This is a genomic window from Streptomyces sp. NPDC050145 (genome assembly GCF_044460245.1).
Taxonomy (GTDB): domain Bacteria; phylum Actinomycetota; class Actinomycetes; order Streptomycetales; family Streptomycetaceae; genus Streptomyces.
Genome location: NZ_JBITJS010000002.1, coordinates 302,987 through 327,291, shown reverse-complemented (window position 1 = coordinate 327,291; position 24,305 = coordinate 302,987). Strand labels below are relative to the sequence as shown.

Here is a 24,305-nt window from a genome sequence, read left to right as displayed (position 1 = left end):
CACCTGGACGACGGTCACACCTGGACGGGGTGACCCGTCGTGGAGTCCACGTGGGCCGGGACGGGGTCGTGGGCGTCGCCCGTCGAGGAGGTGCCGGTGGGTTCCAGGACGAGGAGGGCGGTGCCGGGGGCGGCGTGGGGCTTGTGCCAGGTGCCGCGGGGGACGGTGAAGACGGAGCCGCGGGGCAGGACGACGGCGCGTTCGCCGGTGTCCTCGCGCAGGGCGATGGTCAGTTCGCCCTCGACGACGAGGAAGAACTCGTCGGTGCTCTCGTGGACGTGCCACACGTGCTCGCCCTCCGCCTTGGCGAGCCGCACGTCGTAGTCGTTGACGTTCGCGACGATGCGCGGGCTCCACAGGGCGTCGAAGGTGGTGAGGGTCTGCGGGAGGGAGACGGGTTCCGGGAGTGCGGGGTGCGTGGCGGGGTTCATGGTGTCCAGCGTGCGGGCGGCGCGGGGCCGGGTGTGAGTGCTAGAAATCGCGTATGTCGCAAGAATCCTCGCACCGGGTGGTCGCACTCGTCGACGAAGGCTCCAACCCCTTCGAGCTGGCCTGTGCCATCGAGGTGTTCGGGCTGCGCCGGCCCGAACTGGGGCGCGCGCTCTACTCGTTCGCGCTGTGCGCGCCGGAGCCGGACACGGTGATGCGGGACGGGTTCTTCACGCTGAGCGGGGTCGCGGACCTGTCGGCGACGGAGAGCGCCGACACGGTGATCGTGCCGAACCGGCCGGACACCGAGGTGCCCCGCCGGGCGGAGGTGCTCGACGCGCTGCGGGCCGCGCACGCGCGCGGGGCCCGGCTCGTCGGGTTCTGCAGCGGGGCGTTCACGCTCGCGGAGGCGGGGCTCCTCGACGGGCGGCGGGCGGCCTGTCACTGGATGTGGGCGGACGCGTTCCGCCGCCGCTTCCCCGGGGTGCGGCTCGAACCCGACGTGCTGTTCGTCGACGACGGGGACATCCTGACCGCGTCGGGCAGCGCGTCCGCGCTCGATCTCGGGCTGCACCTGGTGCGCCGGGACCACGGCGCGGAGATCGCGAACGCGGTGTCGCGGCGGCTGGTGTTCGCCGCGCACCGGGACGGCGGGCAGCGCCAGTTCGTGGAGCGCCCGGTGCCGCAGGTGCCGGACGCCTCGCTCGCGCCGCTGCTGGTCTGGGCGCAGGAGCGGCTCGGCGAACCGCTGACGGTGGCCGGGCTGGCGGCCCGCGCCGGGGTGAGCCCGGCGACGCTGCACCGCCGGTTCCGGGCAGAGCTGGGGACGACGCCGCTGGCCTGGCTGCTCGGGGAGCGGATCGCGCTGGCCTGCCGGCTGATCGAGCGGGGCGAGCCGCGGCTCGACGTGGTGGCGCGGGACAGCGGTCTGGGGAGCGCGGCGAATCTGCGGGCGCATCTGAAGCGGGCGACGGGGCTGAGCCCTTCGGCGTACCGGAGGCGGTTCGGTGCGGCGCCTGTGGAGGCCACTTCGGCGATTACGGCGTAAAGGTCTGCGGCAGCTACGGTGCGAGGCCCTCGGGCGGGAGGGAAGTGGGTGCGGCCGCGTCCTGGAATTCCGGGACGTCGAGGAACTCGATGATCGCGAGGGCGCACAGGGCGACGAACGCGATCCAGGCGACGACGGCGCCGGTCGGGTAGTTCCAGGCGATGAGGACGGCGGCGGCGACGGCCGCCACGGTCCAGTTCAGCCAGGTCCGCATGCGGTGCACCCAGGGCCCGACCGGGCCGAAGGTGCCGGCCGTGACGGACCGGCGGACCGAGCCGATGGCGCCGGACCAGGCGTCGCGGGTGGCCCGCGCCCAGCGCCCGGGGCCGCTGAGCCAGGCGGCCAGGGCGACGACGATGCCGAGGGCGGCGATCATGCGGACGCCGCTGCGCAGGAAGCGGACGAGGGTGTCGAAGACGGACTCCGCGGCGGGGCGGGAGACGCTGGAGGGCAGGGCGTCGAGGTAGTAGGCGCGGCCGAGCCACAGGGCGAGGCCGAGGACCAGCGCGCCGGCCGCGACGCCGAGCGCGGCGGTGACGAGGGCGCGGCGGCGGCGCCGGGCGAGCAGGACGCCCGCGGCGGCGAGGACCAGGACGATCAGCGGGAGCACCCAGGAGAGCAGCTGGAGGAGGCGGAAGCCCTTGCGGGCCTTGGCGAGGCCGCCGGTGGACTCCATGACGGTGATCTCGGTGTGGACCTCGGGGATCTTCGCGGCGACGTCGAGCCCGCGGTCGACGAGAGCGTTCTTGACCTGCTCGACGACGGGGGCGAGGTCGAGGGTGACCATGCCGTTGTCGACCTTGACGGCGCCGCCGCCGCTGCCGGTGAGCGCCTTGACGACGGAGGCGTGGGCGGTGCGGTTGAGCTGTTCCCACAGGGTGGCGAAGGCGGGGCTGGAGACGAACCGGTCGGCGACCGTGTGCACGAACGAGGTGAGCCCGTCGGTGATCGGCCCGCTGGCGGCGCCGAGCGCCTTCTCCAGGGCGGGCCGGTCGGTGGGGGCGACGTTCTCGAGCAGGTCGGCGATCTCGATGTGGCTCATGACGGCGGTGGTGACCCGGTTCGCGACGGCGTTCTGCACGTCCGGGTCCTCGGCGAGGGGCGCCATCGTGTCGACGTACCGGCCGGTGTCGCCGATCAGTGAGTCGGACCAGACGGCGACGGCGCCGAGCGGGGTGAGCAGGGCGGCCAGGACGATCAGGACGACGGCGAACGTGGATTTCGTCCGGCCGGCCCGCCGCCGTGCGGGCTGCCCGGCGGGCTGCCCGGCGGCCGCCTCCAGCTCGGCGACCCGAGCGCGCAGCGCGGAAAGTTCGTCGTCGTCCCTGGTCATGGGTCTAGGAGACCGGTGGGGTCGGGGACGGCGCACGCGGGGCTGGGCCGTTCGGGTCACTGCCGGGCATCGGGTCGGCCGCGCGCGGGCAGGCTGGGGCGTATGCGCTACGAAGTTCGGGAACGGCTCTTCGCCGTCGGCGAGGACTACTGGATCGAGGACGAGCAGGGCCGCAAGGCGTTCCTCGTCGACGGGAAGGCGATGCGGCTGCGCGACACGTTCGAGCTCAAGGGGCCCGACGGACGCGTCCTGATCGACATCCGCCAGAAGATGCTCGCGCTGCGGGACACGATGGTGATCGAGCGCGGCGGCGAACCGCTCGCGAAGATCCGCCGCAAACGTCTGTCGCTGCTGCGCAACCACTACCGGGTCGAGCTGGTCGACGGCACCGAGCTCGACGTCAGCGGGAAGATCCTGGACCGGGAGTTCGCCGTGGAGTACGACGGCGAACTGCTCGCGGACATCTCGCGGCGCTGGCTGCGGGTGCGGGACACGTACGGGGTGAACGTGGTGCGGGAGGACGCCGATCCGGCGCTGCTCGTCGCGGTCGCCGTGTGCGTGATCCATCTCGCAGAGAAGGAGCGCGGCGACCTCGACTGAGCGTGCTCCCGGAGGTCAGGGGCGGCGCGGTGTGTCGAGGCCGAGGAGGCGGTCCTTGAGGGCCGGGAACTGCTCGCGGGTGGCGCCGACCTTCGCCGGGTCGAGCTCCACGCGCAGCACCTCCTCGCCGGCGCCCGCCTCGGCGAGGATCTCGCCCCAGGGGTCGACGACGATGCTGTGGCCCGCCTGCTCGACGCCCGCGTGCGTGCCGGCGCTGCCGCAGGCCAGGACGTACGCCTGGTTCTCGACGGCGCGGGCCTGCGCGAGGAGGGTCCAGTGGGCGCGGCGCCGCTCGGGCCAGCCGGCGGAGACGACGAGGGTCTCGGCGCCGCGGTCGACGAGGCCGCGGTACAGCTCGGGGAAGCGCAGGTCGTAGCAGGTGGTCACGCCGAGCACGGTCTCCGGGAGCCGTACGGTGACCAGTTCGTCGCCGGGGCTCATGAGGACGGCCTCGCCCTTGTCGAAGCCGAAGCGGTGGATCTTGCGGTAGGCGGCGGCGAGGGTGCCGTCGGGGGCGAAGACCAGCGCGGTGTTGTAGAGCGGGCCGTCCGGGTCGCGCTCGGGGATCGAACCGGCGTGCAGCCAGACGCCCGCGTCCGCCGCGGCCTTCGACATGGCGTCGAAGGTGGGGCCCTCCAGCGGTTCGGCCTCGGCGGCGAACAGCTCGTAGGCGAAGGCTCCGGTCGTCCACAGTTCGGGCAGGACCACGAGATCGGCCGAACCTGCCTGTTCGCGGACCAGGGAACTCACTCGTTCCCGCCGCGAGTTGACCGATTCGTCCTCGTTTACCGCGATCTGGATGAGGGAGGCGCGCACACTACCACCGTCCTGGCATTCGAGCCGTCAACACCGGCCTACGATCGTCGTACGAAAGCGCTGCCGGGGTGCCTTCGGGCAGCGTACTGTGCCAGTCCGGGGGATTCCCCCGGACCCCCAGAACCCGCACCGACAGCGTCCGCCGCCGCCTAGCCATACGCCCGCGTACCAAACCGCTCGAGGGGTCCCCTTCCGTGAGTCTCCACCCCAGCCTTCAGTCCTACGCCGATGCCTGGACCCACTCCGTGGAAGCGATATCCGAGTTGGTCACGCCGCTCGCGGAGGGTGAGTGGAACCGGGCGACGCCCTGCCCCGGCTGGTCCGTACGGGACATCGTGTCGCACGTCATCGGTGTGGACTGCGAGATGCTCGGCGACCCGCGCCCGATCCACTCGCTGCCCCGCGATCTCTACCACGTGCAGACGGAGTACCAGCGGTACCAGGAGGTCCAGGTCGACGTCCGCCGGCACCACACGGCGCCGGAGATGGTCTCCGAGCTGGAGTACACGATCATCCGGCGCTCGCGGCACCTGCGCAACGACTCCCGTGAGCCCGGCACGATCGTGCGCGGGCCGCGCGGCGTCGAGGAGACCCTCGAGTACGCGATGCGGCGGCGGGCGTTCGACATCTGGGTCCACGAGCAGGACCTGCGCCAGGCGCTGGGCCGGCCCGGCAACCTCGACTCGCCCGGGGCGTACGTCACCCGGGACATGCTGCTCGCGGTCCTGCCGAAGATCGTCGCGAAGGACGCGGGCGCGCCGGCGAACTCGGCGGTGGTCTTCGACGTGCACGGGCCCGTCGAGTTCCTGCGGACGGTGCGGGTGGACGCGGAGGGCAAGGGCTCGGTCGACGGCGCCCCCTCGCTCGGCCCCGCCGCGACGATCGCCCTGGACTGGGAGACCTACGTCCGCCTCGCCTGCGGCCGCACGACCCCGGAGGCGGTCCGGGACGCCCTCAAGACGGAGGGCGACGCGTCTCTGGTCGAGGCCATCCTGACCTCGTTCGCGGTCACTCCCTGACGCACGGTTTGTGGGTGACCCACAGGAGTTCCGCCGGCCAGCGGTGTGCCCAGTCGGGCGGGTCGGTCTGGTTGTAGCCGTTGAGAGTTCCGGGTTCGGGCCGCGGCTCGATGAGGTCGTCGACGACGAGCCCCGCGCCGCGCAGGACCCTGACCCAGTCGCCGTAGGTGAGCTGATAGCTGATGGCGCCGTCGCCTTCGGCGATGCCGCTCAGCCCGAAGTAGTCCTTCTGCATCGTCGTGGTGACGCGGCTCGCGGCTTCGTCGTAACAGGCCTCGAACCACGGGCTGGCGACGTTGAACACCAGCCGCCCGCCCGGGCGCAGGACCCGTGCGGCCTGCGGGACGGCCAGGTGCGGGGGCGCCCAGCTGAGACCGCCGAAGTCGCAGAACACGAGGTCGAAGCTGTCGTCGGCGAAGGGGAGCTGTTCGGCGGCGCCCTGCACCAGCGGGTAGCGGGCCGCTCCCATCGCATCGGCGGCTGCGGCGAGTTGGGCCTCGGACAGGTCGATCCCGACCACGTCGGCGCCCTCGGCCGCGAGCGCCCGGGACCACTGGCCGGCACCGCAGCCGAGTTCGAGGACGCGCTTGCCGGTGACGTCGCCCAGGGCGTTCAGGCGCGCGTCGGGGACGGAGTACATGCCCCACAGCCGGGGCGCGGCGCCGATCCGCGGGTCGTGCCGGTGCTGGTAGTCGCTGCTGATCCGGTTCCAGAGCCGCCGATTGGCGGGGATGCTGTCCACCTGCCGACTCCAGCACCGCCCGCCGGGGGCGGTCAACACGATTAGGGCCTGCGCGATGGAGGCGGGATCGGACCCGCCTCCATCGCGTTACCGGTCACGCCGGCACATGCACCGAGGTGACCCGGGACGCGACGACCCGTTCCCGTTCCGCGCGGGCGGCGCGCTTGCGCAGGCGCAGGATCTGGCTCACTCCGAGGGCCTGGAGGACGAACACCGCCGAGAACGCGATCCGGTAGTCGTCCCCGGTCGCGTCGAGCAGGATCCCGACGGCCAGCAGCGTGGTCATGGAGGCGACGAAGCCTCCCATGTTCACGATCCCGGACGCGGTCCCCTGCCGCTCCGGCGGATTCGCCGGGCGCGCGAAGTCGAAGCCGATCATCGACGCGGGCCCGCACGCCCCGAGCACCACGCACATCATGACGAGCAGCCACATCGGCGCCTGCCCGGGCCACACGATGGGCATCGCCCACAGCACGGCCGTGGTGGCGACCGTGCCGAGCGCCAGCGGCAGCCGCGCCGTGTGGTGCCGGGCGACGACCTGCCCGTAGACGAGTCCGACGGTCATGTTGGAGAGGACCACGAGGGTCAGCAGCTCCCCCGCCGTGCCGCGCGAGAGGCCCTGCGCCTCGACGAGGAACGGCAGCCCCCACAGCAGCAGGAACACCATCGCCGGGAACTGCGTCGTGAAGTGGACCCAGAGCCCGAGCCGCGTCCCGGGCTCGCGCCAGGCGGCCGAGATCTGCGCCCGCACGTACGCGGCCCCCTTGTGCGAGGCGGGCAGCGCCGGGGCGGCGTACCCCTCGGGGTGGTCCTTGAGGAAGAGCAGCATCAGGACGAGGACGACGACACCCGCGACGGCGGAGCCGGCGAACGCGGCCTCCCAGCCGATCCCGTGCAGCAGCCGCGCGATGACGAGCGTGGAGACGAGGTTGCCGGCCATGCCGACGAGCCCCGCGAGCTGCGCGACGAGCGGCCCCCGCCGCGCGGGGAACCACCGCGTGCCGAGCCGCAGCACGCTGATGAACGTCATGGCGTCGCCGCACCCGAGCAGCGCCCGCGACACGAGCGCCATCCCGTACGAGGAGGAGAACGCGAAGCCGAGCTGGCCGATGGTGAAGAGGACGACGCCGATGGTCAGCACCCTCTTGGTGCCGAGCCGGTCGACCATCAGGCCGACGGGTATCTGCATGCCCGCGTACACGAGCAGTTGCAGGATCGAGAACGTGGACAGCGCCGAGGCGTTGATGTCGAAGCGTTGGACGGCGTCGAGTCCGGCGACGCCGAGCGAGGTGCGGAAGATGACGGCGACGAAGTAGACGGAGACGCCGATGCACCACACGGCGACCGCGCGGCGGCCGCCGGGCGGATCGCCGGGCAGCCGCAGCGCGGAGTCGGAGGAGGCGGAGCTCATCGCACGTCACCCCGCGCCAGGTTCTGGAACCAGCCCACGTGGCGGCGGACGACGGCGACGGCCGCCTCCTCGTCCCCGGCGCGCAGCGCGTCGAGGATCTCGCCGTGCTCGGCGAGGGTCTTGGCGATCCGGTCGGGGTGGGAGTGCATGACAGCGACGCCCATCCTCAGCTGCCGGTCGCGGAGCTGGTCGTAGAGGCGGGACAGGATCTCGTTGCCCGCGTTGCGCACGATCTCGGCGTGGAAGCAGCGGTCGGTGGCGGCGGCGTCGGCGAACTGTCCGGCGGCGGCCTGCTCCCGCTGCGTGTCGAGCAGTTCCGCGAGCCGGTCGAGCAGCCGGGGCGGGGCGGGCACGGCCTTGCGCACCGCGTGCTCCTCGACGAGCAGCCGGGTCTCGACGACGTCCGCGATCTCCTGCGCGGAGACGGGCAGGACCAGCGCGCCCTTCTTCGGGTACAGCCTGAGCAGCCCCTCGACCTCCAGCTTGAGCAGCGCCTCGCGCACGGGCGTGCGGGAGACCCCGACGGCCTCGGCGAGCTCGCCCTCGGTGAGCAGGGTGCCGCCTTCGTAGCGGCGTTCGAGCACGCCACGCTTCACGTGGTCGTAGACGCGCTCCGCGGCGGGGGGCCGCTTCTCTGTGACGGGGGCGGACGGGGCGGAAACCGGGGCAGGGGTCGAGGTCGCGGGCATGCGCACATCATAGATACAACACGTACGCAACACAGGGGACGTCCACCATACGGAACGGGGATCACCCGATCTCGTGTACCGACCCGTACAACCCTGGACGCGTCCCAGAAGTCTCTTACGTGCGCGATCCACCCAATGGGCCGCGCTTTAGGGGCATTTGGAGCGTCCATCTTGAAAATTCGCACTTCGGGCATCGCCGTTCTCGTCGCCGGAACGGTGCTCACCAGCGGAGCGCTGACCACCTCCGCACAGGCCGCCACCGCGCCGGTCAAGCCCACCATCGCCGCGGCCGGCGGGTATGTGATGAACAACGGGACGGGCGCGAGCCTGTTCACCAAGGCCGCGGACACCCGCCGGTCCACCGGCTCGACCACCAAGATCATGACCGCGAAGGTGGTGCTGTCCCAGCCGAACCTGAACCTGGACTCCAAGGTCACGATCCAGAAGGCGTACAGCGACTACATCGTCAGGAACAACGCGTCGTCGGCCCGCCTGATCGTCGGCGACAAGGTGACCGTCCGCCAGCTCCTGTACGGGCTGATGCTGCCCTCGGGCTGCGACGCCGCCTACGCGCTCGCGGACAAGTTCGGCTCGGGCACCACGCGCGCGGCCCGCGTGAAGTCCTTCATCGGCAAGATGAACAAGGCCGCGACGGGCCTCGGCCTGAGCAACACGCACTTCGACTCGTTCGACGGCATCGGCCAGGGTTCGAACTACTCGACGCCGCGCGACCTCACGAAGATCGCCTCGTCGGCGATGAAGAACTCCACGTTCCGCACGGTCGTGAAGACGGCGTCGACGAAGCAGAAGGTCACGACGAAGTCCGGCGGCTACCGCTACATGTCGTGGACCAACACGAACAACCTGCTCGGCTCGTACACCGGCACCATCGGCGTCAAGACGGGCTCGGGCCCCGAGGCCGGCTACTGCCTGGTCTTCGCCGCGACCCGCAACGGCAAGACGGTCATCGGCACGGTCCTGAAGTCGACGTCGGTCACGGCCCGCACCTCCGACGCGAAGAAGCTCATGGACTACGGCTTCAAGCGATAGTCCCGCCCGCACGGCACGAGGCCCCGCACCCTGTGGTGCGGGGCCTCGCTGCGACCGTGCGGTCCGAGGCGGGACCGACTAGCCCCAGGTGATCAGGCGCTTCGGCTGCTCCAGAATCGCCGCCACGTCCGCCAGCACCTTGGACCCCAGCTCCCCGTCCACCAGCCGGTGGTCGAAGGAGAGGGCCAGGGTCGTCACCTGACGCGGCTTCACCTTGCCCTTGTGGACCCAGGGCTGGAGCTTGATCGCTCCGACGGCGAGGATCGCCGACTCGCCCGGGTTCAGGATCGGCGTACCGGTGTCGACGCCGAAGACGCCCACGTTGGTGATGGTCACCGTGCCGCCCTGCATCGCGGCGGGGGACGTCTTGCCGTCCCGGGCCGTCGCCACCAGCTCCCCGAGGGACGCCGCCAGCTCCGGCAGCGCCATCGCGTGCGCGTCCTTGATGTTCGGCACGATCAGCCCGCGCGGGGTGGCCGCGGCGATGCCCAGGTTCACGTAGTGCTTCTGGACGATCTCCTGGGCGGCCTCGTCCCACGACGCGTTGACCGCGGGGTTCCGCTTGATCGCGACGAGCAGCGCCTTGGCGATGAGCAGCAGCGGGTTGACCCGCAGCCCCTGCATGTCCTTGTCGCCCTTGAGCTCCTCGACGAGCTTCATCGTGCGGGTCACGTCGACCGTCACGAACTCCGTGACATGCGGCGCGGTGAACGCCGAGCCGACCATCGCCGCGGCGGTCGCCTTGCGGACGCCCTTCACAGGGATCCGGGTCTCGCGGACCGTGTCGTACGAGACCGGCGCCGCGGGGGCCGGGGCGGACCGGACCGGCGCGGGCGCCTGGGCCGGGACCTCGGGTGCGGCGATCGGCGCGGTCAGCTCGACCGCGGCGTGCACGTCCTCGCGGGTGATGATCCCGTCCGGGTTCGACGGGATCACCGTGGCGAGGTCGACGCCCAGGTCCTTGGCGAGCTTGCGCACCGGCGGCTTGGCCAGCGGACGCTGCTCGGCGACGACCTGTTCGACGACGACCTGCGCTGCCGTCCCGTTGGCCGGGGCGGGGGTGTCGCCCTTGCGGGCGCGGCGCTTGGTGGAGGACTCCGCGACGCCGTAGCCGACGAGCACGGGCTGGCGCCCGGTCGGGGCCTCCTCGGGCTCCTCCGCGGCCACCGGCTCGGCGACGGCCGGCGCCGGGGCGGCAGCGGGCTCCTCGCCCGCCACGTCCACGGAGATGATCGCCTGGCCGACGTCGACCGTGGTGCCCTCGGGGAAGATCAGCTCACGCACGACCCCGTCATAGGGGATCGGCAGCTCGACGGCGGCCTTGGCCGTCTCGACCTCGCACACGACCTGCCCGTCGGTGACCGTGTCACCGGGCTGGACGTACCACTTGAGGATCTCGGCCTCGGTCAGGCCCTCGCCCACGTCGGGCATCTTGAACTCACGTGCCATGTCTTCAGCCCTCCTCAGTACGCAAGCGAGCGGTCGACGGCGTCGAGCACCCGGTCCAGGCCCGGCAGATACTCCTCCTCCAGCCGCGCCGGCGGATACGGCGCGTGGTACCCGCCGACCCTCAGCACGGGCGCCTCCAGGTGGTAGAAGCAGCGCTCGGTGATCCGGGCGGCGATCTCCGCGCCGGAGCCGAGGAAGACGGGCGCCTCGTGCACGACGACGAGGTGCCGGGTCTTCTCCACGGACTTCTGCACGGCGTCGAAGTCGATGGGCGAGATCGAGCGCAGGTCGAGGACCTCGATCGACTTGCCCTCCTCCTGGGCGGCCGCGGCGGCCTCCAGGCAGACCTTCACCATCGGCCCGTACGCGACCAGCGTCACGTCCGTGCCCTCGCGCGCGACGACGGCCTTGTGCAGGTCGCCGGGGACGGCGTCGACATCGACCTCGCCCTTGTCCCAGTAGCGGCGCTTGGGCTCGAAGAAGATCACCGGGTCGTCGCTCTGGATGGCCTGCTGGAGCATCCAGTACGCGTCCGAGGAGTTCGACGGAGTGACCACCTTCAGGCCGGCCACGTGCGCGAACAGCGCCTCGGGCGACTCGCTGTGGTGCTCGACCGCGCCGATGCCGCCGCCGTACGGGATGCGCACGACGACCGGCACCTTGACCGTGCCGAGCGCCCGCGCGTGCATCTTCGCGAGCTGCGTGACGATCTGGTCGTACGCCGGGAAGACGAAGCCGTCGAACTGGATCTCCACCACGGGCCGGTAGCCGCGCAGCGCGAGACCGATCGCGGTGCCGACGATGCCGGACTCCGCGAGCGGGGTGTCGATGACCCGGTCCTCACCGAAGTCCTTCTGCAGCCCGTCGGTGACCCGGAAGACACCGCCGAGCTTGCCGACGTCCTCGCCCATGACGAGGACCTTGGGGTCGCTCTCCAGCGCCTTGCGCAGCGACTCGTTGATCGCCTTGGCGATCGGAAGCTTCTGTACCGCCATGATCAGGCACCTTCTTCCGCGAACGACGCCTGGTAGGCGGCGAACTGCGCGCGCTCCTCGTCGACGAGCGCGTGCCCGTCCGCGTACACGTTCTCGAAGATCGCCATGTGGTCCGGGTCCGGCATGGCCCGCACCGCATCGCGCACTCGCTTGCCCAACGCCTCGGCCTCGGCCTCGAGTTCCGCGAAGAATCCCTCGTCCGTGTCCGTCTGGGACTCGAGGTAGGTGCGCAGGCGCAGGATCGGGTCCTTCGCCTCCCACGAGGCGCGCTCCTCGTCGGCCCGGTACTTGGTCGGGTCGTCGGAGGTGGTGTGGGCGCCCATGCGGTACGTGAACGCCTCGACGAGGGTCGGGCCCTCGCCGTCGCGCGCCCGCTCCAGGGCCCAGCGGGTCACGGCGAGCACCGCGAGGACGTCGTTGCCGTCGACGCGGACGCCGGGGAAGCCGTAGCCCTGGGCGCGCTGGTAGAGCGGCACGCGGGTCTGCTTCTCGGTGGGCTCGGAGATGGCCCACTGGTTGTTCTGGCAGAAGAACACGACCGGCGCGTTGTAGACCGCCGAGAACGTGAAGGCCTCCGCCACGTCGCCCTGGCTGGAGGCGCCGTCGCCGAAGTAGGCGACGACCGCCGAGTCGGCGCCGTCCTTGGCCACGCCCATCGCGTAGCCGGTGGCGTGCAGCACCTGGGAGCCGATGACGATCGTGTAGAGCTGGAAGTTGTTGCTGTTCGGGTCCCAGCCGCCGTTGTTCACCCCGCGGAACATGCCGAGCAGCTTGGTCGGGTCGACCCCGCGGCACCAGGCGACCCCGTGCTCGCGGTAGGTCGGGAAGACGTAGTCGTCGTCGCGGGTGGCGCGCCCGGACCCCACCTGGGCGGCCTCCTGGCCGAGCAGCGAGGGCCACAGGCCCAGCTCGCCCTGGCGCTGCAGCGTGACGGCCTCCGCGTCGAAGCGGCGGGCCATGACCATGTCGCGGTACAGGTCGCGCAGGGCGTCGTCGGTGATGTCGGTGACGTACTTGTCGTACGCCGCGTTCTTGACCCGCTTGCCCTCGGGCGTCATGAGCTGGACCAGCTCGGGACGGCCCTTCGCCGCGGTCGTGCCGGTGGACTTCTTCGCGGACTTCTTCGCAGCGGCCCGCTTGCGCGGCGGCTGTGCCTCTTGCGCAGCGGCAGTGCTGTCAGCACTGTCTACGGTCACGTGTGCTCCTCCGTCGGTCCGGCCCCGGGATTGCCGGATGGCCAGTCGGCTCGGCTCGCCTGATCCGTCCACGCACGGGGTGGGTGCGCTGCGCCGGGCTCAGGCGTGACTAGAAAGAACGAAACAGATCCTGCATCCCGGCAGACCCTTCACCCAGCACGTTACCCAGTGGGTCGCACATCTGCGAAACCCCATCTGACCTGCGTTTTTGCTTGGATTTCCAAGTAAATTCGATGCTTGGAAATCCTAGTAATCACGCCGGAGACGAAGCGTCGCAGGTCACAGCTGTGCGGCTGGTCACTGGTCACAGCCTGGCAGGGGGCCGGAACACCGGCACGTTATCCCGGTCACCTGGGGCGCGGGAAGGGCTTGCGTGTAAGACTGACGTCGTGCACGAAGACGGAAAAATTCGCGTATTTCTCCTCGACGACCATGAAGTGGTCCGGCGCGGAGTCCACGAGATGCTGTCGGTGGAGGACGACATCGAGGTCGTCGGAGAGGCCGGTACGGCCGCCGACGCGCTGGTGCGGATCCCGGCCACCCGGCCCGACGTCGCGGTCCTGGACGTGCGCCTGCCGGACGGCAGCGGCGTCGAGGTGTGCCGCGAGCTCCGCTCCCAGGACGACTCGATCAAGTGCCTGATGCTGACCTCGTACGCGGACGACGAGGCCCTCTTCGACGCGATCATGGCGGGCGCCTCCGGCTACGTCCTGAAGGCGATCAGGGGCAACGAGCTGCTGTCGGCCGTGCGGGACGTCGCCGCCGGCAAGTCCCTGCTCGACCCCGTGGCCACCGCCCGCGTCCTGGAGCGGCTGCGGGACGGCGGCCGCGCCAAGCCCGACGACCGGCTGGCGGGCCTGACCGACCAGGAGCGCCGGATCCTCGACCTGATCGGCGAGGGCATGACGAACCGGGCGATCGGCGAGCAGCTGCATCTCGCCGAGAAGACGATCAAGAACTACGTGTCGAGCCTGCTGTCGAAGCTGGGGATGGAGCGCCGCTCGCAGGCGGCCGCGTTCGTCGCCCGGATGCAGGCGGAGAAGCACTAGGCACCAGGCACCGGGTGAAGCACTGGGAGAGGCGCAGAGAGGCGCCCTTCCCCCTCCTCATATGGGGAGAAACCGGGACTTTGGTCCCGAGGTGCGCGGGGCGACGTCCTCTTCTTCCGTGCCCGCGCGGCGGCGCACAGTAGGGACATGCCCTCCGATCCCCAGCCCGAGCACGATCGCGGCTTCGAGCTGCTCGCCCGCGTGGACTACGGCCGTGTGGCCACCAGCATGCGCGCGCTGCCCTTCCTGGCGGCCGCCCGGCACGTCGTCTCCGACGGCCGGCTGCTCCTGCGCATGCACCGCGGCTACGGCTACCACCTGGCCTGTGTCGGCAGTGTCGTGGCCTACGGGGCGGACAACCTGGGCGTCGAGCGCCCGGAGGACGAGGGGCAGTGGTCCGTGCAGTGCGTCGGCACCTGCGCGCGGGCCGAGCCGACCCCGGCCGAGCTGGAACGCTTCGGCGCCGCCCCGCACTCCGCGGACGGGGAGCCCTACGACCCGGTGTACCTGCGCGTCGACCCGCAGTTCGTCACCGTGCACGAACTGCGGGGCGGATCCGCGCGGCGTCGGGCCTGAGCGGCCGGCCCTGAGCCGGACGCCGATCAGACGTCGCTGTCGACGCCTCCGTCGATGCCACCCGTGTCGGTGCCGGCCGTGTCACCTGTCGGATCGGTCGTCGGATCGGTCGGCCCCTCCGTCGGCTCCGTCGGCTCGCCCGTGGGCTCCGTCGGCTCGTCCGTCGGCGTCGTCGGCTGGTCCGTGGGCTCCGTCGGCTGGTCCGTCGGCGTCGTCGGCTGCTGCGTCGGCTGCTGGGTGGGCGTGTAGTCGGGCTCGCCGCCCGTGTCGCCGCCCGGCTCCTGCGTCTGGCCGCCCGTGTCCGTCTCGTCGGTGGCGTCGTCGGTCGGTTCCTTCGACTCCTTCGTCTGCGAGACGGACGGGGACTGCTTGTCGCCGTCCTTCTTCGCGCCGCCGTTGTCGCCCGCGTTGAGCGCGAAGGCGACGCCCACCGCGACGGCGATCACGGCCAGCACGGCGACGATCCACATCTTGCCGCGGCCGCCGCCGCCACCGTTCCCGTGGCCGTCGAAGCCGCCGTCGTCACGGCCCGGCGGACGCAGCATCGGCTGCGCGGCCGTACCGGCGTCGCCGGGGTGCGGCAGCGCGGTGGTGCCGGCCATGCCCATGCCCATGGCCGGCGTGTTGCCGCCCTCGTGCATGTCGACCGGGCCCGTGTTCCACGTGCCGGTGTGGCCGCCCTGCTCGTACAGCATCTGCAGGCCGTACTGGACGAGCCCGCGCATCTCCTCGGCCGTCTGGAACCGGTCGTCCGGGTCCTTGGCGAGGGAGCGCATGACGAGGCCGTCCAGCTCCGGCGGCGTCGCGTCCGAGACCTCGGACGGCGGCACCGGCATGTCCTGGACGTGCTGGTAGACGACGGAGAGCGGCGTCTCACCGGTGAAGGGGGGCCGCAGCGCGAGGAGCTCGTAGAGGAGACAACCGGTCGCGTACAGGTCGGAGCGGTGGTCGACGGCCTTGCCAAGAGCCTGCTCCGGGGACAGGTACTGGGGGGTGCCCATGACCATGCCGGTCTGCGTCATCGTCGACTGCGCGCCGTGCAGGGCGCGGGCGATGCCGAAGTCCATGACCTTGACCGCGCCGGTGTCCGTGATGATCACGTTGGCGGGCTTGATGTCACGGTGCACGATGCCGTGCTGGTGCGAGTAAGCGAGCGCCTCGAGCACCCCGGAGACGATGATGAGGGCCTGCTCGGGGCCCGGCGCCTCCGCGTTGATGAGCAGGTCACGGATGGTGCGGCCCTCGACGAGCTCCATGACGATGTACGGCACCGCGGTGCCGTTCACGAAGTCCTCGCCGGAGTCGTAGACCGCGACGACCGCGTGGTGGTTCAGTCCGGCGACCGACTGGGCCTCGCGCGTGAAGCGGGCCTTGGAGACCGGGTCCTCCGCGAGGTCGGCCCGCAGCAGCTTGACGGCGACGGTGCGTCCGAGGCGCACGTCCTCGGCCGCGAAGACCTCGGCCATGCCGCCCCGGCCGAGGCGGTGGGTGAGCCGGTACCGGCCGTCTCCGACCAGCCCGCCGTTGCCCCACGCCTCCGGCGCGTCTGACATACCGCCGCCAGTCGCCTCGGGGTCGGACGGGCCCTGAGCGCGCTGCTGCTGTGCCATCAGTCCTCGCCGTCGTTTCTGTCCGTGCTGTTGCCGTCTGTGCTGCCGGATCCGCGCATTCGGAGTACGCGCGGTTGTGAACACGGGCTCCGGCGGGCCACGCTACAGGCTTGGGCGCCGGCCGCGTCCGGAGATGGATCCGGTATCAAACCCGTTGCCGTGTACGTCGTGCAAATCGTGCGCGCAATTTCTGTGCCGGACCCATGGCGTTCGTATGCGCGGCCCGGGCTCCTCTCTCCCCTCTCTCTCCCGTCTCTCTCCCGCCGATCGCCTGTAACGCTTCCGCGACGCTTCTTGCCCGTACGGTCACGGAACGGGCATCGAGCTTGACGTGTCGGTGGCCTGGGGCAGACTTGGCCGGGAATAGCTGATTCGATCACCGGGCCGCCGCCCACAGCGGGGCGCCTATGGGGGACGTGGAGACATGACCGAGGGCAGCGCCGGCGGCGGGCAGAGCGGGCGGTACGCGGGCAGTTCCGTGGCCGGTGGGCGGTACCAGCTGCGCGACCTGCTCGGCGAGGGCGGCATGGCCTCCGTGCATCTCGCGCACGACACGCGGCTCGACCGCGCGGTCGCCATCAAGACTTTGCACACGGAACTCGGCCGCGAGGACGCCTTCCGTCAGCGCTTCCAGCGCGAGGCCCAGTCGGTGGCCAAGCTCACGCACACGAACATCGTCTCGGTCTTCGACTCGGGCGAGGACGAGCTGAACGGCACGATCACTCCGTACATCGTCATGGAGTACGTCGAGGGCCGGCCGCTCGGTTCGGTGCTCGACGAGGACGTCCGCCAGTACGGCGCGATGCCCGCCGACAAGGCGCTGAAGATCACCGCCGACGTGCTCGCCGCGCTCGAGATCAGCCACGAGATGGGCCTGGTCCACCGCGACATCAAGCCGGGCAACGTGATGATGACGAAGCGGAACGTCGTCAAGGTCATGGACTTCGGCATCGCGCGCGCCATGCAGTCGGGCGTCACGTCGATGACGCAGACCGGCATGGTCGTCGGCACGCCCCAGTACCTGTCGCCGGAGCAGGCCCTCGGCCGCGGCGTCGACGCCCGCTCCGACCTGTACTCGGTCGGCATCATGCTCTTCCAGCTGACCACCGGCCGGCTGCCCTTCGAGGCGGACTCGCCGCTGGCCATAGCGTATGCGCACGTCCAGGAGGAGCCGGTGGCTCCGTCCTCGATCAACCGCTCGCTGCCGCCGGCGATCGACGCGCTGGTCGCCCGCGCCCTGAAGAAGAACCCGAACGAGCGCTTCCCGAGCGCCGAAGCGATGCGGGACGAGTGCCTGCGGGTCGCCCAGTCGCTCACGCACGCCGCGCCGAGCATCGTGCCGGGCGCGCAGACGTCCAGTGGTGCGGGCGTCGGCGCGACCGTCTTCCCGCCCGTCGACCAGAACGGGATGCCGACCCCGGGCCCGGTCCAGACGCCGTACCAGCCGCAGACGCAGAACCCTTACGGCACGCCGACCCCGGCGCCGCAGCCCGCGTACGGGTATCCGCAGCAGGGCGGGTACCAGACGCCGCCCCCGTCGATGTCGTACGCGCCGCAGACCCCGGCTCCGTACTCCCCGCAGCCGGTGACGACGGCGAGCCCGCAGAGCGGCGGCTCCGGCGGCCGGAACAAGAACCTGCTGGTGATCATCGCCTCGATCGTCGTCGCGCTGGTCGCCATCGGCGGTCTCATCGCGGTCCTGACGAACCAGGGCGAGGACCCCGAGCCCGGCGGCAACGGAAAGCCGAGCGGCGGCACGTCCGAGGTTGCGGGTCACAAGGGTCCGGACAAGACGAAGACGATCGAGACCGACAAGTGCACCGAGCCCGAGACCGGGTTCAACGACGAGAACAAGATCAAGGTCCCGGACTTCTACCTGAAGAACATCGACTCGGTGAAGGCGTGCTTCCGGGCGGCCGGCTGGCAGCCCGAGATCGTGCGGATCGACGAGAACACGTACGGCGAGGGCACGGTCATGAACCAGAGCCCGGCGGCCGACACGGAGATCGACCCGACCGGTGTGAAGATCCAGCTCCAGGTCTCGACGGGCAACCCGTCGGGCGGCTGAGCCTCGCGTCACCCTCCGGATCGTCCGCGCGACACGCACACGATCGCCTAGGTGCCGATTGCCTCTGCGAATAGTGTGTACACGTCAACTCGGACGATCTGAGGGAGCGTTGTGAACACGCGTAAAACGGGGGCCTTCGTCGCTGGGGCGCTGGCAGCGGTACTGATTCCTCTGGCGGCGAGCCCGGCCGCCGCGGCCGGAGCGAGCAAGTCCTGCTCGGTCACGGGCGCGAGCGGAACCGGGAGCTGGACCTGGGCCGGCAGGACCAAGCTCGACCCGCTCAAGCTCAAGGGCAAGGACACCAAGGCCGACGGCTACCACCCGGCGATCCGCCTGGTCACCTACACCGGCAGCAAGGTCAAGCTCTGGCCCTGGCACCACGTCAGCGGCAGCGCGGAGACCTGGAACACCTCCGCGCACGACACCCGCGGCATCAAGCACGCCGGCGTCGAGGTGCAGCTCTACAACGGCCGCACCAAGGTGAACAAGCCCGGCATCGTCGTCAACTGCTACTCCGGTGGCAAGGTCAACCCGAGGTACTGACCCCACCTCGGTCCGACCGGAAAGGGCCCGGCCCGCGCGTGATGCGCGGGCCGGGCCCTTTGCTTTCCGTATCCGTCGCCTACAGGTACGGACCGCCCGAGCGGCCGACCGTGCGGGGGTCCTCGTCGATGTCCTCGCCGCCGGCACCCGGCGGCAGAGCGCGGCGCATCTGCTCCAACTGGGCCCGCGCGGCCATCTGCTGGGCGAAGAGCGTCGTCTGGATCCCGTGGAAGAGGCCCTCCAGCCAGCCGACCAACTGGGCCTGCGCGATGCGCAGTTCGGCGTCGCTCGGGGTGGCCTCGTCGGTGAACGGCAGGGAAAGCCGCTCCAGTTCCTCGACGAGTTCCGGCGCGAGACCGTCCTCCAGCTCCTTGACGGAGCTGTGGTGGATCTCCTTGAGCCGCTGCCGGCTCGCCTCGTCCAGGGGAGCCGCGCGCACTTCTTCCAGCAGCTGCTTGATCATGCTGCCGATGCGCATCACCTTGGCGGGCTGCTCCACCATCTCCGTCACCGGGACCTCGCGGGCTTCGTCGCCTCCGCCGCCGCCCAGAGCCATTCCGTCCTGGCCCACGACCAGGATCTGCGGGTTCTCGGGCGACCGTTCGTTCCTCGGCATCTCCATGCCGCCATTCTCTCGCACTGTGCTCTCACCCCTCGGTGGTGCCCCCGTCGAGCGATGATCCACCGCGCCCAGGTGCCCCGAAATCCGGCGTGCCCGTTTTATTGGCCTATGTGAGGCTTATCAGGAGCACGGCAGCGGCACGGGCAGAAGGGGGCAGCGCATGGCGTGGCTTCGGCGGGTGGCCGGACGGGTGACGGGGGCGTTTGCGGCGACCCTTCTCGCGCTCGTGGTGGCCCTGCCGGCCGCGGCGGCCTGTGCGGTCGCCTCCGCCGTCGCCCACGCCTCCCCGGCGTGGGCCGCCGAACCCTCGCCCGGAGCCTCCCTCGCGGGCAGCCAGGCCGGTCAGGGCCGGACTCCGCCGGGGCGGCCCCGGCCGCATCCGACCGGCCCCGCCGCCCTGCGCCCGCCCGAGCCGCCCGAGCCGCCCGCCGAGGAGCCCTCCGCGACGCCGACACACCACCCGGACCGGCCCGCCGCCGCCCGGCAGCAGACCGTGGTGCCGGGCGGGGGCGGGACGAGCCCGCTGATGGACGTGCTGCCGCTGGGCCTCGGCCTGCTCCTCACCGGACTCGGCCTCGGCTTCCTGGCCCTGCGGCTGCGGCGCTGACCGAGTTGACCGCGCCGACCGCCGTACGGGCGGCTACGGCAGCGTGAGCAAGACCTTGCCGATGTGCCCGGACTCCTCCAGGACCCGGTGGGCCTGCGCCGCGTCGGCCATCGGCAGCGTCCGGTCCACGACCGGCCGCACATGGCCGCCCTCGATCAGCGGCCAGACGTGCTCGCGGACCGCCGCCACGATGGCCGCCTTCTCGGCGAGCGGCCGGGCCCGCAGCGTGGTCGCGGTGATCGCGCCGCGCTTGCCGAGCAGCGTGGCGATGTTCAGCTCGCCCTTGACGCCGCCCTGCATGCCGATGATCGCGAGCCGGCCGTTGACGGCGAGGACGTCCACGTTGCGGCCCAGGTACTTGGCGCCCATGTTGTCGAGGACGACGTCGGCGCCGCCGCCCGCGGTGTTCTCACGGATCTCCTCGACGAAGTCCTGCTCGCGGTAGTTGATCAGGATGTCGGCGCCCAGCTCGGCGCAGAAGTCCAGCTTCTCCTTGGTGCCCGCGGTGACGGCGACCTTGGCGCCGACGGCCTTCGCGAGCTGGATCGCCATCGTGCCGATGCCGCTGGATCCGCCGTGCACGAGGAAGAGCTCGCCGGGGCGCAGGTTCGCGACCATGAACACGTTGGACCAGACGGTGCAGGTCACCTCGGGCAGCGCCGCCGCCGTCACGAGGTCGACGCCCCGCGGCACGGGCAGCAGCTGGCCCGCGGGGACGACGACCTTCTCCGCGTAGCCGCCGCCGACGAGCAGCGCGCACACCTCGTCGCCGACCGACCAGCCGCCCACGCCCGGCCCGAGCGCGGCGATCCGGCCCGCGCACTCCAGACCGGGGTACGGGGAGGAGCCGGCGGGCGGGTTGTAGAAGCCCTGGCGCTGGAGCAGATCGGCGCGGTTGACGGCGCTGGAGACCACCTCGACGAGGACCTCGCCCTCGCCGGGCACGGGGTCGGGGACCTCCGCCCAGACGAGCGCCTCGGGTCCGCCGGGTTCCGGGATCGTGATCGCATACATGGCCGCGAGGCTACTCCCGTGGGCCCGGCGCGGCCCTTCGTCACGCCCGGGTCAGTCCTGGGGCAGCGGCTTGGAGTCCGGTGCCACGTGGGTGGTCGGGGTGGCCCGCACGATGGTGATCAGACGGTCCGTCAACTGCAGGGTGCCGATGGCCTTGTCGTCGTAGCCGAGCAGCCGGTGGCCGCGTACGACACTGACGACGAGGTCGTCGACCTGCTTCGGCTCCAGGCCCACCTCGGCCTTTATCACCGGCCGTTCGATCAGGTCGAGGCCGCTGCCCTGCTGGATGAGGTCCTCCATGACCATGCCCGCGTTGGGGCTGAGGACCGACAGGCCGAGCAGCCGGCCCGCCGCGCTGGCGCTGGTGATGACCGCGTCGGCGCCGGACTGGCGCAGCAGGGGCGCGTTCTCCTCCTCGCGGACCGCGGCGACGATCTTCGCCCCCCGGTTCAGCTGCCGTGCCGTGAGCGTCACCAGGACCGCCGTGTCGTCGCGCTGCGTGGCGATGATGATCTTCCGGGCGCGCTGCACCTCGGCGCGGACCAGGACGTCGCTGCGCGTCGCGTCGCCCATGACCCCGGCGTAGCCCAGTGCGTTGGCCGCCTCGATGACCTTGCTGCTGGGGTCGACCACGACGACCTGTTCGGGCTTGAGTCCGGTCGCGCAGACGGTCTCCACCGCGCTGCGGCCCTTCGTGCCGAAGCCGATGACGACAGTGTGGTCACGCAAGTTGGACCTCCAGCGGTTCAGGCGCCATTCCTCCCGGGTCCGTTCGGTGAGGACCTCCAGCGTGGTGCCGACCAGGATGATCAGGAACAGCACGCGCAGGGGTGTGATGACGAGGATGTTGGTGAGGCGGGCGCTGTCACTGACCGGCGTGATGTCGCCGTATCCCGTGGTGGAGAGCGTGACGGTCGCGTAGTAGAAGGAGTCGAGCATGTCGACCGAGCGGTCGGAACTGTCGTTGTACCCGGCCCGGTCGAACCAGACGAGGAACCCGGTCAGGACGAGGACACCGAGGGCCATCGCCAGCCGGCGGGCCACCTGCTTCAGCGGCGGCACGACGACACGGCGCGGCAGCTTCACCCGGTATGTGGCAGTTTTCTCGTCCGCCTGACGCGCGATGGCGTCATGGCCGGCCAGTTTCACGTGAAACACCCTTCGTTTCCCGGGAGGTTGGTCCCTGGGTTCCCTGTGCTCCACGACCATGGCAGATCGAGGATCCCGACCTCCTGGGCCCCCTGGGCTCCGCCCGGGGGGATCACCGCGAGGGCGTCGGCGGCGGCGATGCCACGCAGCATGGCCGGGCCGTTGTAGTGCAGCGGCACCGCCCAGTCGTGGCCGCTGTCGCGGTCCTGGCGCAGCACGACGGGCACGAGCCGGGTGTCGTGCGGGTGCCCCTGGACGGCCGCGTGCAGCGGCGCGGTGTCCGGCTCCTCCGCCTCGCCCTCACGCCCGTACGAGGCCTCGGGCGCGGCCTGGCCCGACAGCTCGCGCAGGAGCGGTTCGGCGAGGGTGAGCAGGCCGGAGACCGCGGCGAGCGGGTTGCCGGGCAGGCCGACGAGGTGCCGGCCCTCGGCGAGCCGGGCCAGCAGCATCGGGTGGCCGGGGCGCACCTTGACGCCGTCCACGAGCAGTTCGGCGCCGAGGGCGCGGAGCGTGGGGTGGACGTGGTCGACGGGGCCGGACGCGGTGCCTCCGGTGGTCACGACGAGATCGGCGGTGGAGTCGCGGACGGCCTTGAGGACGGCCTCGGCGTCGTCGCCGAGCCGGCGCACCGCGATCACCTCGACGCCGAGCGCGCGCAGCCAGTGCGGCAGCATCGGGCCGAGCGCGTCGCGGATGAGGCCGTCGCGGGGACGGCCCGAGGTGAGCAACTCGTCGCCCAGGACGAGGACTTCGACCCGGGCCCGGGGCACGACGAGCAGGTCGTCGTAGCCCGCGGCGGCCGCCAGGCCGAGGACCGCGGGGGTGACCACCGCGCCTGCGGGCAGCAGCAGTTCGCCGCTGCGGCACTCCTGGGCGCGCGGCCGGATGTCCTGCCCGTGCGCGACCTCGCGCAGCGGGTGCAGTTGCCGCTTGTCGTCGAGGTGGCCGTGCTCGCTGCGGATGACGGCCGTCGTCTCGGGCGGGATCCGGGCGCCGGTCGCGATGGCCGCCGCCTCCCCGTCGGACAGCGGCGCGGGCGGCTCGTGCCCGGCGAGGATGCCCTCGTCGCGTACGGCCCAGGGGCCGGGGCCCGCCACGACCCAGCCGTCCATCGCGGAGGTGTCGAAGGACGGCAGGTCGGTGAGGGCGGTGAGCGGCGCGGCCAGGACGAGGCCGAGGGCCTCCTCCAGCGGGACGCGGGCCGCTCCGCGCGGGAAGCGCTCCGCGCGGGGGGCCGTCGAGGCGTCGGCCACGGGGTCGACGGACAGGCCCGTCGCCGGGTCGGTCTGCCCGCCGGTGACCGGGTCGACGGGCGGCTCGGTCGTACGGGCCCGGTGCGCGGCGGCCTGTCGGCCCGCCTGGGCGGCGATGCGGCGGGCGGTGGGCCAGGGGGTGGCGCGGTGGCGGTCGCGGGAGGCCGCCTGGTCACGGGTGGCCTCCCGCGAGTCCTCCTGGCCGGTGGCGTGTGCCTCGCTGCCATGCGCCTCGGTGCCGGGGCGCGGAGCGCGGGGGGCGTCCCGGCCTGCGTCGGCGGGGCCGGGCGTGGCCGCGCGCGGCGTGCCGCCGGCGCCCTGCCCACCGGGGGCCCCCTGACCGCCCGGGGCACTGTGCCGACCGCGCGGGGCACTGTGCGCGTTGGCCAGGGCCAGCGCCTCGTCGACGTCGCCGTCGATCGGGTCGGTCTGCGGGGCGGAGCGACCGTCCGGGGCGGTCATTCCGCGCCCGGTGCCGCGTCGTCCGAGGCCGTGGCGGACTCGGCCTCCCGCGCCCAGCGTTCGGCGAGCGCGACGGCCTTCGCGGTGGCGGCGGCGACCGCCTCGGGGCCGCCGCCCGCCTGCGCGGCCGCGTACCCGACGAGGAACGTCGTCAGGGGCGCGGCGGGGCGGGCGACCCCGTGCGCGGCGTCGCGGGCGAGGTCGAGCAGTGCGCCGGTGTCGACGTCCAGGTCGATGCCCAGTTCGTCCTTGGCTGCGGAGATCCATTCTTCAAGCACGCGTCCATGCTCCCTGATCCGTGTCCGGGCTTCGGCGATGTCGTCCCAGGTGTCGCAGTCGAACGACGCGACGGGGTCCTCCGGGTCGGCGACCCGGACGAGGCGCAGTCCGCGCGTGAGGAGGCGCAGGGGCAACCCTTCGAGCGCGCCGTGTCCGGCGGCGAGGGCGCGGAGCGCGCGGTCCAGCGCGGGGCGACGGTAGACCGCGACGAGGGGCTGGTCGCGGCCGTCGCGGTCGATGAGGAGTACGGCGTCGGCGGGCTCGGCGGGGCCAGCGGGGCCGACGGGCTCGGCGGG

Annotated in this window: 23 protein-coding genes and 1 pseudogene; 9 read left to right on the top strand and 15 right to left on the bottom strand. The window is 71.9% G+C overall.

Annotation, left to right across the window (positions count from 1 at the left end):
* Positions 1–14: 14 nt before the first annotated feature.
* Entirely contained in the window at positions 15–431 is a 417-nt protein-coding gene (locus ACIBTU_RS05040) for a cupin domain-containing protein (RefSeq protein ID WP_399124487.1), read from the bottom strand.
* A gap of 53 nt (positions 432–484) precedes the next feature.
* Between ACIBTU_RS05040 and ACIBTU_RS05035 the strand changes: the two genes are divergently transcribed.
* Positions 485–1,477 carry a helix-turn-helix domain-containing protein gene (locus ACIBTU_RS05035; protein ID WP_399124486.1) on the top strand — a complete coding sequence of 331 codons (993 nt, stop codon included), beginning with the start codon at positions 485–487 and terminating at the stop codon, positions 1,475–1,477.
* A gap of 13 nt (positions 1,478–1,490) precedes the next feature.
* Here the strand turns inward: ACIBTU_RS05035 and ACIBTU_RS05030 are convergent, their stop codons facing one another.
* Positions 1,491–2,810 carry a hypothetical protein gene (locus ACIBTU_RS05030; protein WP_399124485.1) on the bottom strand — a complete coding sequence of 440 codons (1,320 nt, stop codon included), beginning with the start codon at positions 2,808–2,810 and terminating at the stop codon, positions 1,491–1,493.
* 102 nt (positions 2,811–2,912) lie between these two features.
* On the opposite strand from ACIBTU_RS05030, the gene ACIBTU_RS05025 reads away from it, so the two are divergent.
* Positions 2,913–3,410, top strand: a complete 498-nt coding sequence (locus tag ACIBTU_RS05025; RefSeq protein ID WP_399124484.1) for an LURP-one-related/scramblase family protein — start codon at positions 2,913–2,915, stop codon at positions 3,408–3,410.
* A gap of 15 nt (positions 3,411–3,425) precedes the next feature.
* On the opposite strand, the gene ACIBTU_RS05020 is transcribed toward ACIBTU_RS05025, so the two are convergent.
* Entirely contained in the window at positions 3,426–4,226 is an 801-nt protein-coding gene (locus ACIBTU_RS05020) for a carbon-nitrogen family hydrolase (RefSeq protein WP_399124483.1), read from the bottom strand.
* Between the two features lie 194 nt (positions 4,227–4,420).
* On the opposite strand from ACIBTU_RS05020, the gene ACIBTU_RS05015 reads away from it, so the two are divergent.
* On the top strand, positions 4,421–5,245 hold the full coding sequence (locus ACIBTU_RS05015) for a maleylpyruvate isomerase family mycothiol-dependent enzyme (RefSeq protein WP_399124482.1): 825 nt from the start codon (positions 4,421–4,423) through the stop codon (positions 5,243–5,245).
* Here the strand turns inward: ACIBTU_RS05015 and ACIBTU_RS05010 are convergent.
* The 3 genes from ACIBTU_RS05010 to ACIBTU_RS05000 form a co-directional block, all read right to left on the bottom strand.
* Complete coding sequence (locus ACIBTU_RS05010) at positions 5,235–5,987, bottom strand: class I SAM-dependent methyltransferase (RefSeq protein ID WP_399124481.1); 753 nt, start codon at positions 5,985–5,987, stop codon at positions 5,235–5,237. The two genes, ACIBTU_RS05015 and ACIBTU_RS05010, sit on opposite strands and share 11 nt — an antisense overlap.
* 94 nt (positions 5,988–6,081) lie before the next feature.
* Complete coding sequence (locus ACIBTU_RS05005; protein ID WP_399124480.1) at positions 6,082–7,398, bottom strand: nitrate/nitrite transporter; 1,317 nt, start codon at positions 7,396–7,398, stop codon at positions 6,082–6,084.
* Positions 7,395–8,087: a GntR family transcriptional regulator gene (locus ACIBTU_RS05000; RefSeq protein WP_399124479.1), complete on the bottom strand. Its 693-nt coding sequence runs from the start codon at positions 8,085–8,087 to the stop codon at positions 7,395–7,397. Before ACIBTU_RS05000 ends, ACIBTU_RS05005 begins: the two co-directional genes overlap by 4 nt.
* A gap of 135 nt (positions 8,088–8,222) precedes the next feature.
* On the opposite strand from ACIBTU_RS05000, the gene ACIBTU_RS04995 reads away from it, so the two are divergent.
* Positions 8,223–9,137 (top strand): D-alanyl-D-alanine carboxypeptidase family protein, encoded by a 915-nt coding sequence (locus ACIBTU_RS04995; protein WP_399124478.1) that lies wholly within the window; start codon positions 8,223–8,225, stop codon positions 9,135–9,137.
* A gap of 78 nt (positions 9,138–9,215) precedes the next feature.
* Here ACIBTU_RS04995 and ACIBTU_RS04990 read toward each other — a convergent pair whose 3' ends face one another.
* From ACIBTU_RS04990 to pdhA, 3 genes are read right to left on the bottom strand one after another with little or no spacing between them, the layout of a single operon-like run.
* A complete protein-coding gene (locus tag ACIBTU_RS04990) occupies positions 9,216–10,586 on the bottom strand; it encodes a dihydrolipoamide acetyltransferase family protein (RefSeq protein ID WP_399124477.1) in 1,371 nt (456 codons plus the stop codon).
* A gap of 14 nt (positions 10,587–10,600) precedes the next feature.
* Positions 10,601–11,581, bottom strand: coding sequence for an alpha-ketoacid dehydrogenase subunit beta (locus ACIBTU_RS04985; protein ID WP_399124476.1), 981 nt, complete (start codon positions 11,579–11,581; stop codon positions 10,601–10,603).
* A 2-nt stretch (positions 11,582–11,583) separates the two neighbouring features.
* Entirely contained in the window at positions 11,584–12,777 is a 1,194-nt protein-coding gene (gene pdhA, locus ACIBTU_RS04980; RefSeq protein ID WP_399124475.1) for a pyruvate dehydrogenase (acetyl-transferring) E1 component subunit alpha, read from the bottom strand.
* 389 nt (positions 12,778–13,166) lie between these two features.
* Here pdhA and ACIBTU_RS04975 point away from each other — a divergent pair, with 389 nt between their 5' ends.
* Positions 13,167–13,826 carry a response regulator gene (locus tag ACIBTU_RS04975; protein WP_399124474.1) on the top strand — a complete coding sequence of 220 codons (660 nt, stop codon included), beginning with the start codon at positions 13,167–13,169 and terminating at the stop codon, positions 13,824–13,826.
* 147 nt (positions 13,827–13,973) lie between these two features.
* Entirely contained in the window at positions 13,974–14,402 is a 429-nt protein-coding gene (locus ACIBTU_RS04970; RefSeq protein WP_399124473.1) for a pyridoxamine 5'-phosphate oxidase family protein, read from the top strand.
* Positions 14,403–14,428: 26 nt separating this feature from the next.
* Here the strand turns inward: ACIBTU_RS04970 and ACIBTU_RS04965 are convergent, their stop codons facing one another.
* The gene (locus ACIBTU_RS04965) at positions 14,429–16,012 is read right to left on the bottom strand and encodes a protein kinase (RefSeq protein ID WP_399124472.1); all 1,584 of its coding nucleotides are present in this window, start codon (positions 16,010–16,012) and stop codon (positions 14,429–14,431) included.
* 424 nt (positions 16,013–16,436) lie between these two features.
* On the opposite strand from ACIBTU_RS04965, the gene ACIBTU_RS04960 reads away from it, so the two are divergent.
* Both ACIBTU_RS04960 and ACIBTU_RS04955 read left to right on the top strand, forming a co-directional pair.
* Positions 16,437–18,080, top strand: coding sequence for a protein kinase (locus tag ACIBTU_RS04960; RefSeq protein WP_399124471.1), 1,644 nt, complete (start codon positions 16,437–16,439; stop codon positions 18,078–18,080).
* Between the two features lie 111 nt (positions 18,081–18,191).
* Entirely contained in the window at positions 18,192–18,623 is a 432-nt protein-coding gene (locus ACIBTU_RS04955; protein WP_399124470.1) for a hypothetical protein, read from the top strand.
* A 79-nt stretch (positions 18,624–18,702) separates the two neighbouring features.
* Here ACIBTU_RS04955 and ACIBTU_RS04950 read toward each other — a convergent pair whose 3' ends face one another.
* Entirely contained in the window at positions 18,703–19,245 is a 543-nt protein-coding gene (locus ACIBTU_RS04950) for a bacterial proteasome activator family protein (protein WP_399124469.1), read from the bottom strand.
* Positions 19,246–19,405: 160 nt separating this feature from the next.
* On the opposite strand from ACIBTU_RS04950, the gene ACIBTU_RS04945 reads away from it, so the two are divergent.
* Entirely contained in the window at positions 19,406–19,852 is a 447-nt protein-coding gene (locus ACIBTU_RS04945) for a hypothetical protein (protein WP_399124468.1), read from the top strand.
* A 33-nt stretch (positions 19,853–19,885) separates the two neighbouring features.
* On the opposite strand, the gene ACIBTU_RS04940 is transcribed toward ACIBTU_RS04945, so the two are convergent.
* From ACIBTU_RS04940 to ACIBTU_RS04925, 4 genes and pseudogenes are all read right to left on the bottom strand, one after another.
* The gene (locus tag ACIBTU_RS04940) at positions 19,886–20,866 is read right to left on the bottom strand and encodes an NAD(P)H-quinone oxidoreductase (protein ID WP_399124467.1); all 981 of its coding nucleotides are present in this window, start codon (positions 20,864–20,866) and stop codon (positions 19,886–19,888) included.
* A gap of 51 nt (positions 20,867–20,917) precedes the next feature.
* On the bottom strand, positions 20,918–22,015 hold the full coding sequence (locus ACIBTU_RS04935; RefSeq protein ID WP_399124466.1) for a potassium channel family protein: 1,098 nt from the start codon (positions 22,013–22,015) through the stop codon (positions 20,918–20,920).
* On the bottom strand, positions 22,012–23,730 hold the full coding sequence (locus ACIBTU_RS04930) for a molybdopterin molybdotransferase MoeA (protein WP_399124465.1): 1,719 nt from the start codon (positions 23,728–23,730) through the stop codon (positions 22,012–22,014). Before ACIBTU_RS04930 ends, ACIBTU_RS04935 begins: the two co-directional genes overlap by 4 nt.
* A pseudogene (locus ACIBTU_RS04925) lies at positions 23,727–24,266 on the bottom strand (DUF6457 domain-containing protein); the annotation flags it as partial. The pseudogene ACIBTU_RS04925 and the gene ACIBTU_RS04930, both read right to left, overlap by 4 nt.
* Positions 24,267–24,305 lie beyond the last annotated feature (39 nt).

Bases quoted from the DNA above. Each gene is read 5' to 3' on its own strand.
- ACIBTU_RS05025 (WP_399124484.1), top strand. From the start codon at position 2,913: ATGCGCTACGAAGTTCGGGAACGGCTCTTCGCCGTCGGCGAGGACTAC.
- ACIBTU_RS04940 (WP_399124467.1), bottom strand. From the start codon at position 20,866: ATGTATGCGATCACGATCCCGGAACCCGGCGGACCCGAGGCGCTCGTC.
- ACIBTU_RS04965 (WP_399124472.1), bottom strand. From the start codon at position 16,012: ATGGCACAGCAGCAGCGCGCTCAGGGCCCGTCCGACCCCGAGGCGACT.
- ACIBTU_RS04930 (WP_399124465.1), bottom strand. From the start codon at position 23,730: ATGACCGCCCCGGACGGTCGCTCCGCCCCGCAGACCGACCCGATCGAC.
- ACIBTU_RS05000 (WP_399124479.1), bottom strand. From the start codon at position 8,087: ATGCCCGCGACCTCGACCCCTGCCCCGGTTTCCGCCCCGTCCGCCCCC.
- ACIBTU_RS05030 (WP_399124485.1), bottom strand. From the start codon at position 2,810: ATGACCAGGGACGACGACGAACTTTCCGCGCTGCGCGCTCGGGTCGCC.
- ACIBTU_RS04985 (WP_399124476.1), bottom strand. From the start codon at position 11,581: ATGGCGGTACAGAAGCTTCCGATCGCCAAGGCGATCAACGAGTCGCTG.
- ACIBTU_RS04950 (WP_399124469.1), bottom strand. From the start codon at position 19,245: ATGGAGATGCCGAGGAACGAACGGTCGCCCGAGAACCCGCAGATCCTG.
- ACIBTU_RS05005 (WP_399124480.1), bottom strand. From the start codon at position 7,398: ATGAGCTCCGCCTCCTCCGACTCCGCGCTGCGGCTGCCCGGCGATCCG.
- ACIBTU_RS04970 (WP_399124473.1), top strand. From the start codon at position 13,974: ATGCCCTCCGATCCCCAGCCCGAGCACGATCGCGGCTTCGAGCTGCTC.
- ACIBTU_RS04995 (WP_399124478.1), top strand. From the start codon at position 8,223: ATGGGCCGCGCTTTAGGGGCATTTGGAGCGTCCATCTTGAAAATTCGC.
- ACIBTU_RS04960 (WP_399124471.1), top strand. From the start codon at position 16,437: ATGACCGAGGGCAGCGCCGGCGGCGGGCAGAGCGGGCGGTACGCGGGC.
- ACIBTU_RS04945 (WP_399124468.1), top strand. From the start codon at position 19,406: ATGGCGTGGCTTCGGCGGGTGGCCGGACGGGTGACGGGGGCGTTTGCG.
- ACIBTU_RS05035 (WP_399124486.1), top strand. From the start codon at position 485: ATGTCGCAAGAATCCTCGCACCGGGTGGTCGCACTCGTCGACGAAGGC.
- ACIBTU_RS04990 (WP_399124477.1), bottom strand. From the start codon at position 10,586: ATGGCACGTGAGTTCAAGATGCCCGACGTGGGCGAGGGCCTGACCGAG.
- ACIBTU_RS05040 (WP_399124487.1), bottom strand. From the start codon at position 431: ATGAACCCCGCCACGCACCCCGCACTCCCGGAACCCGTCTCCCTCCCG.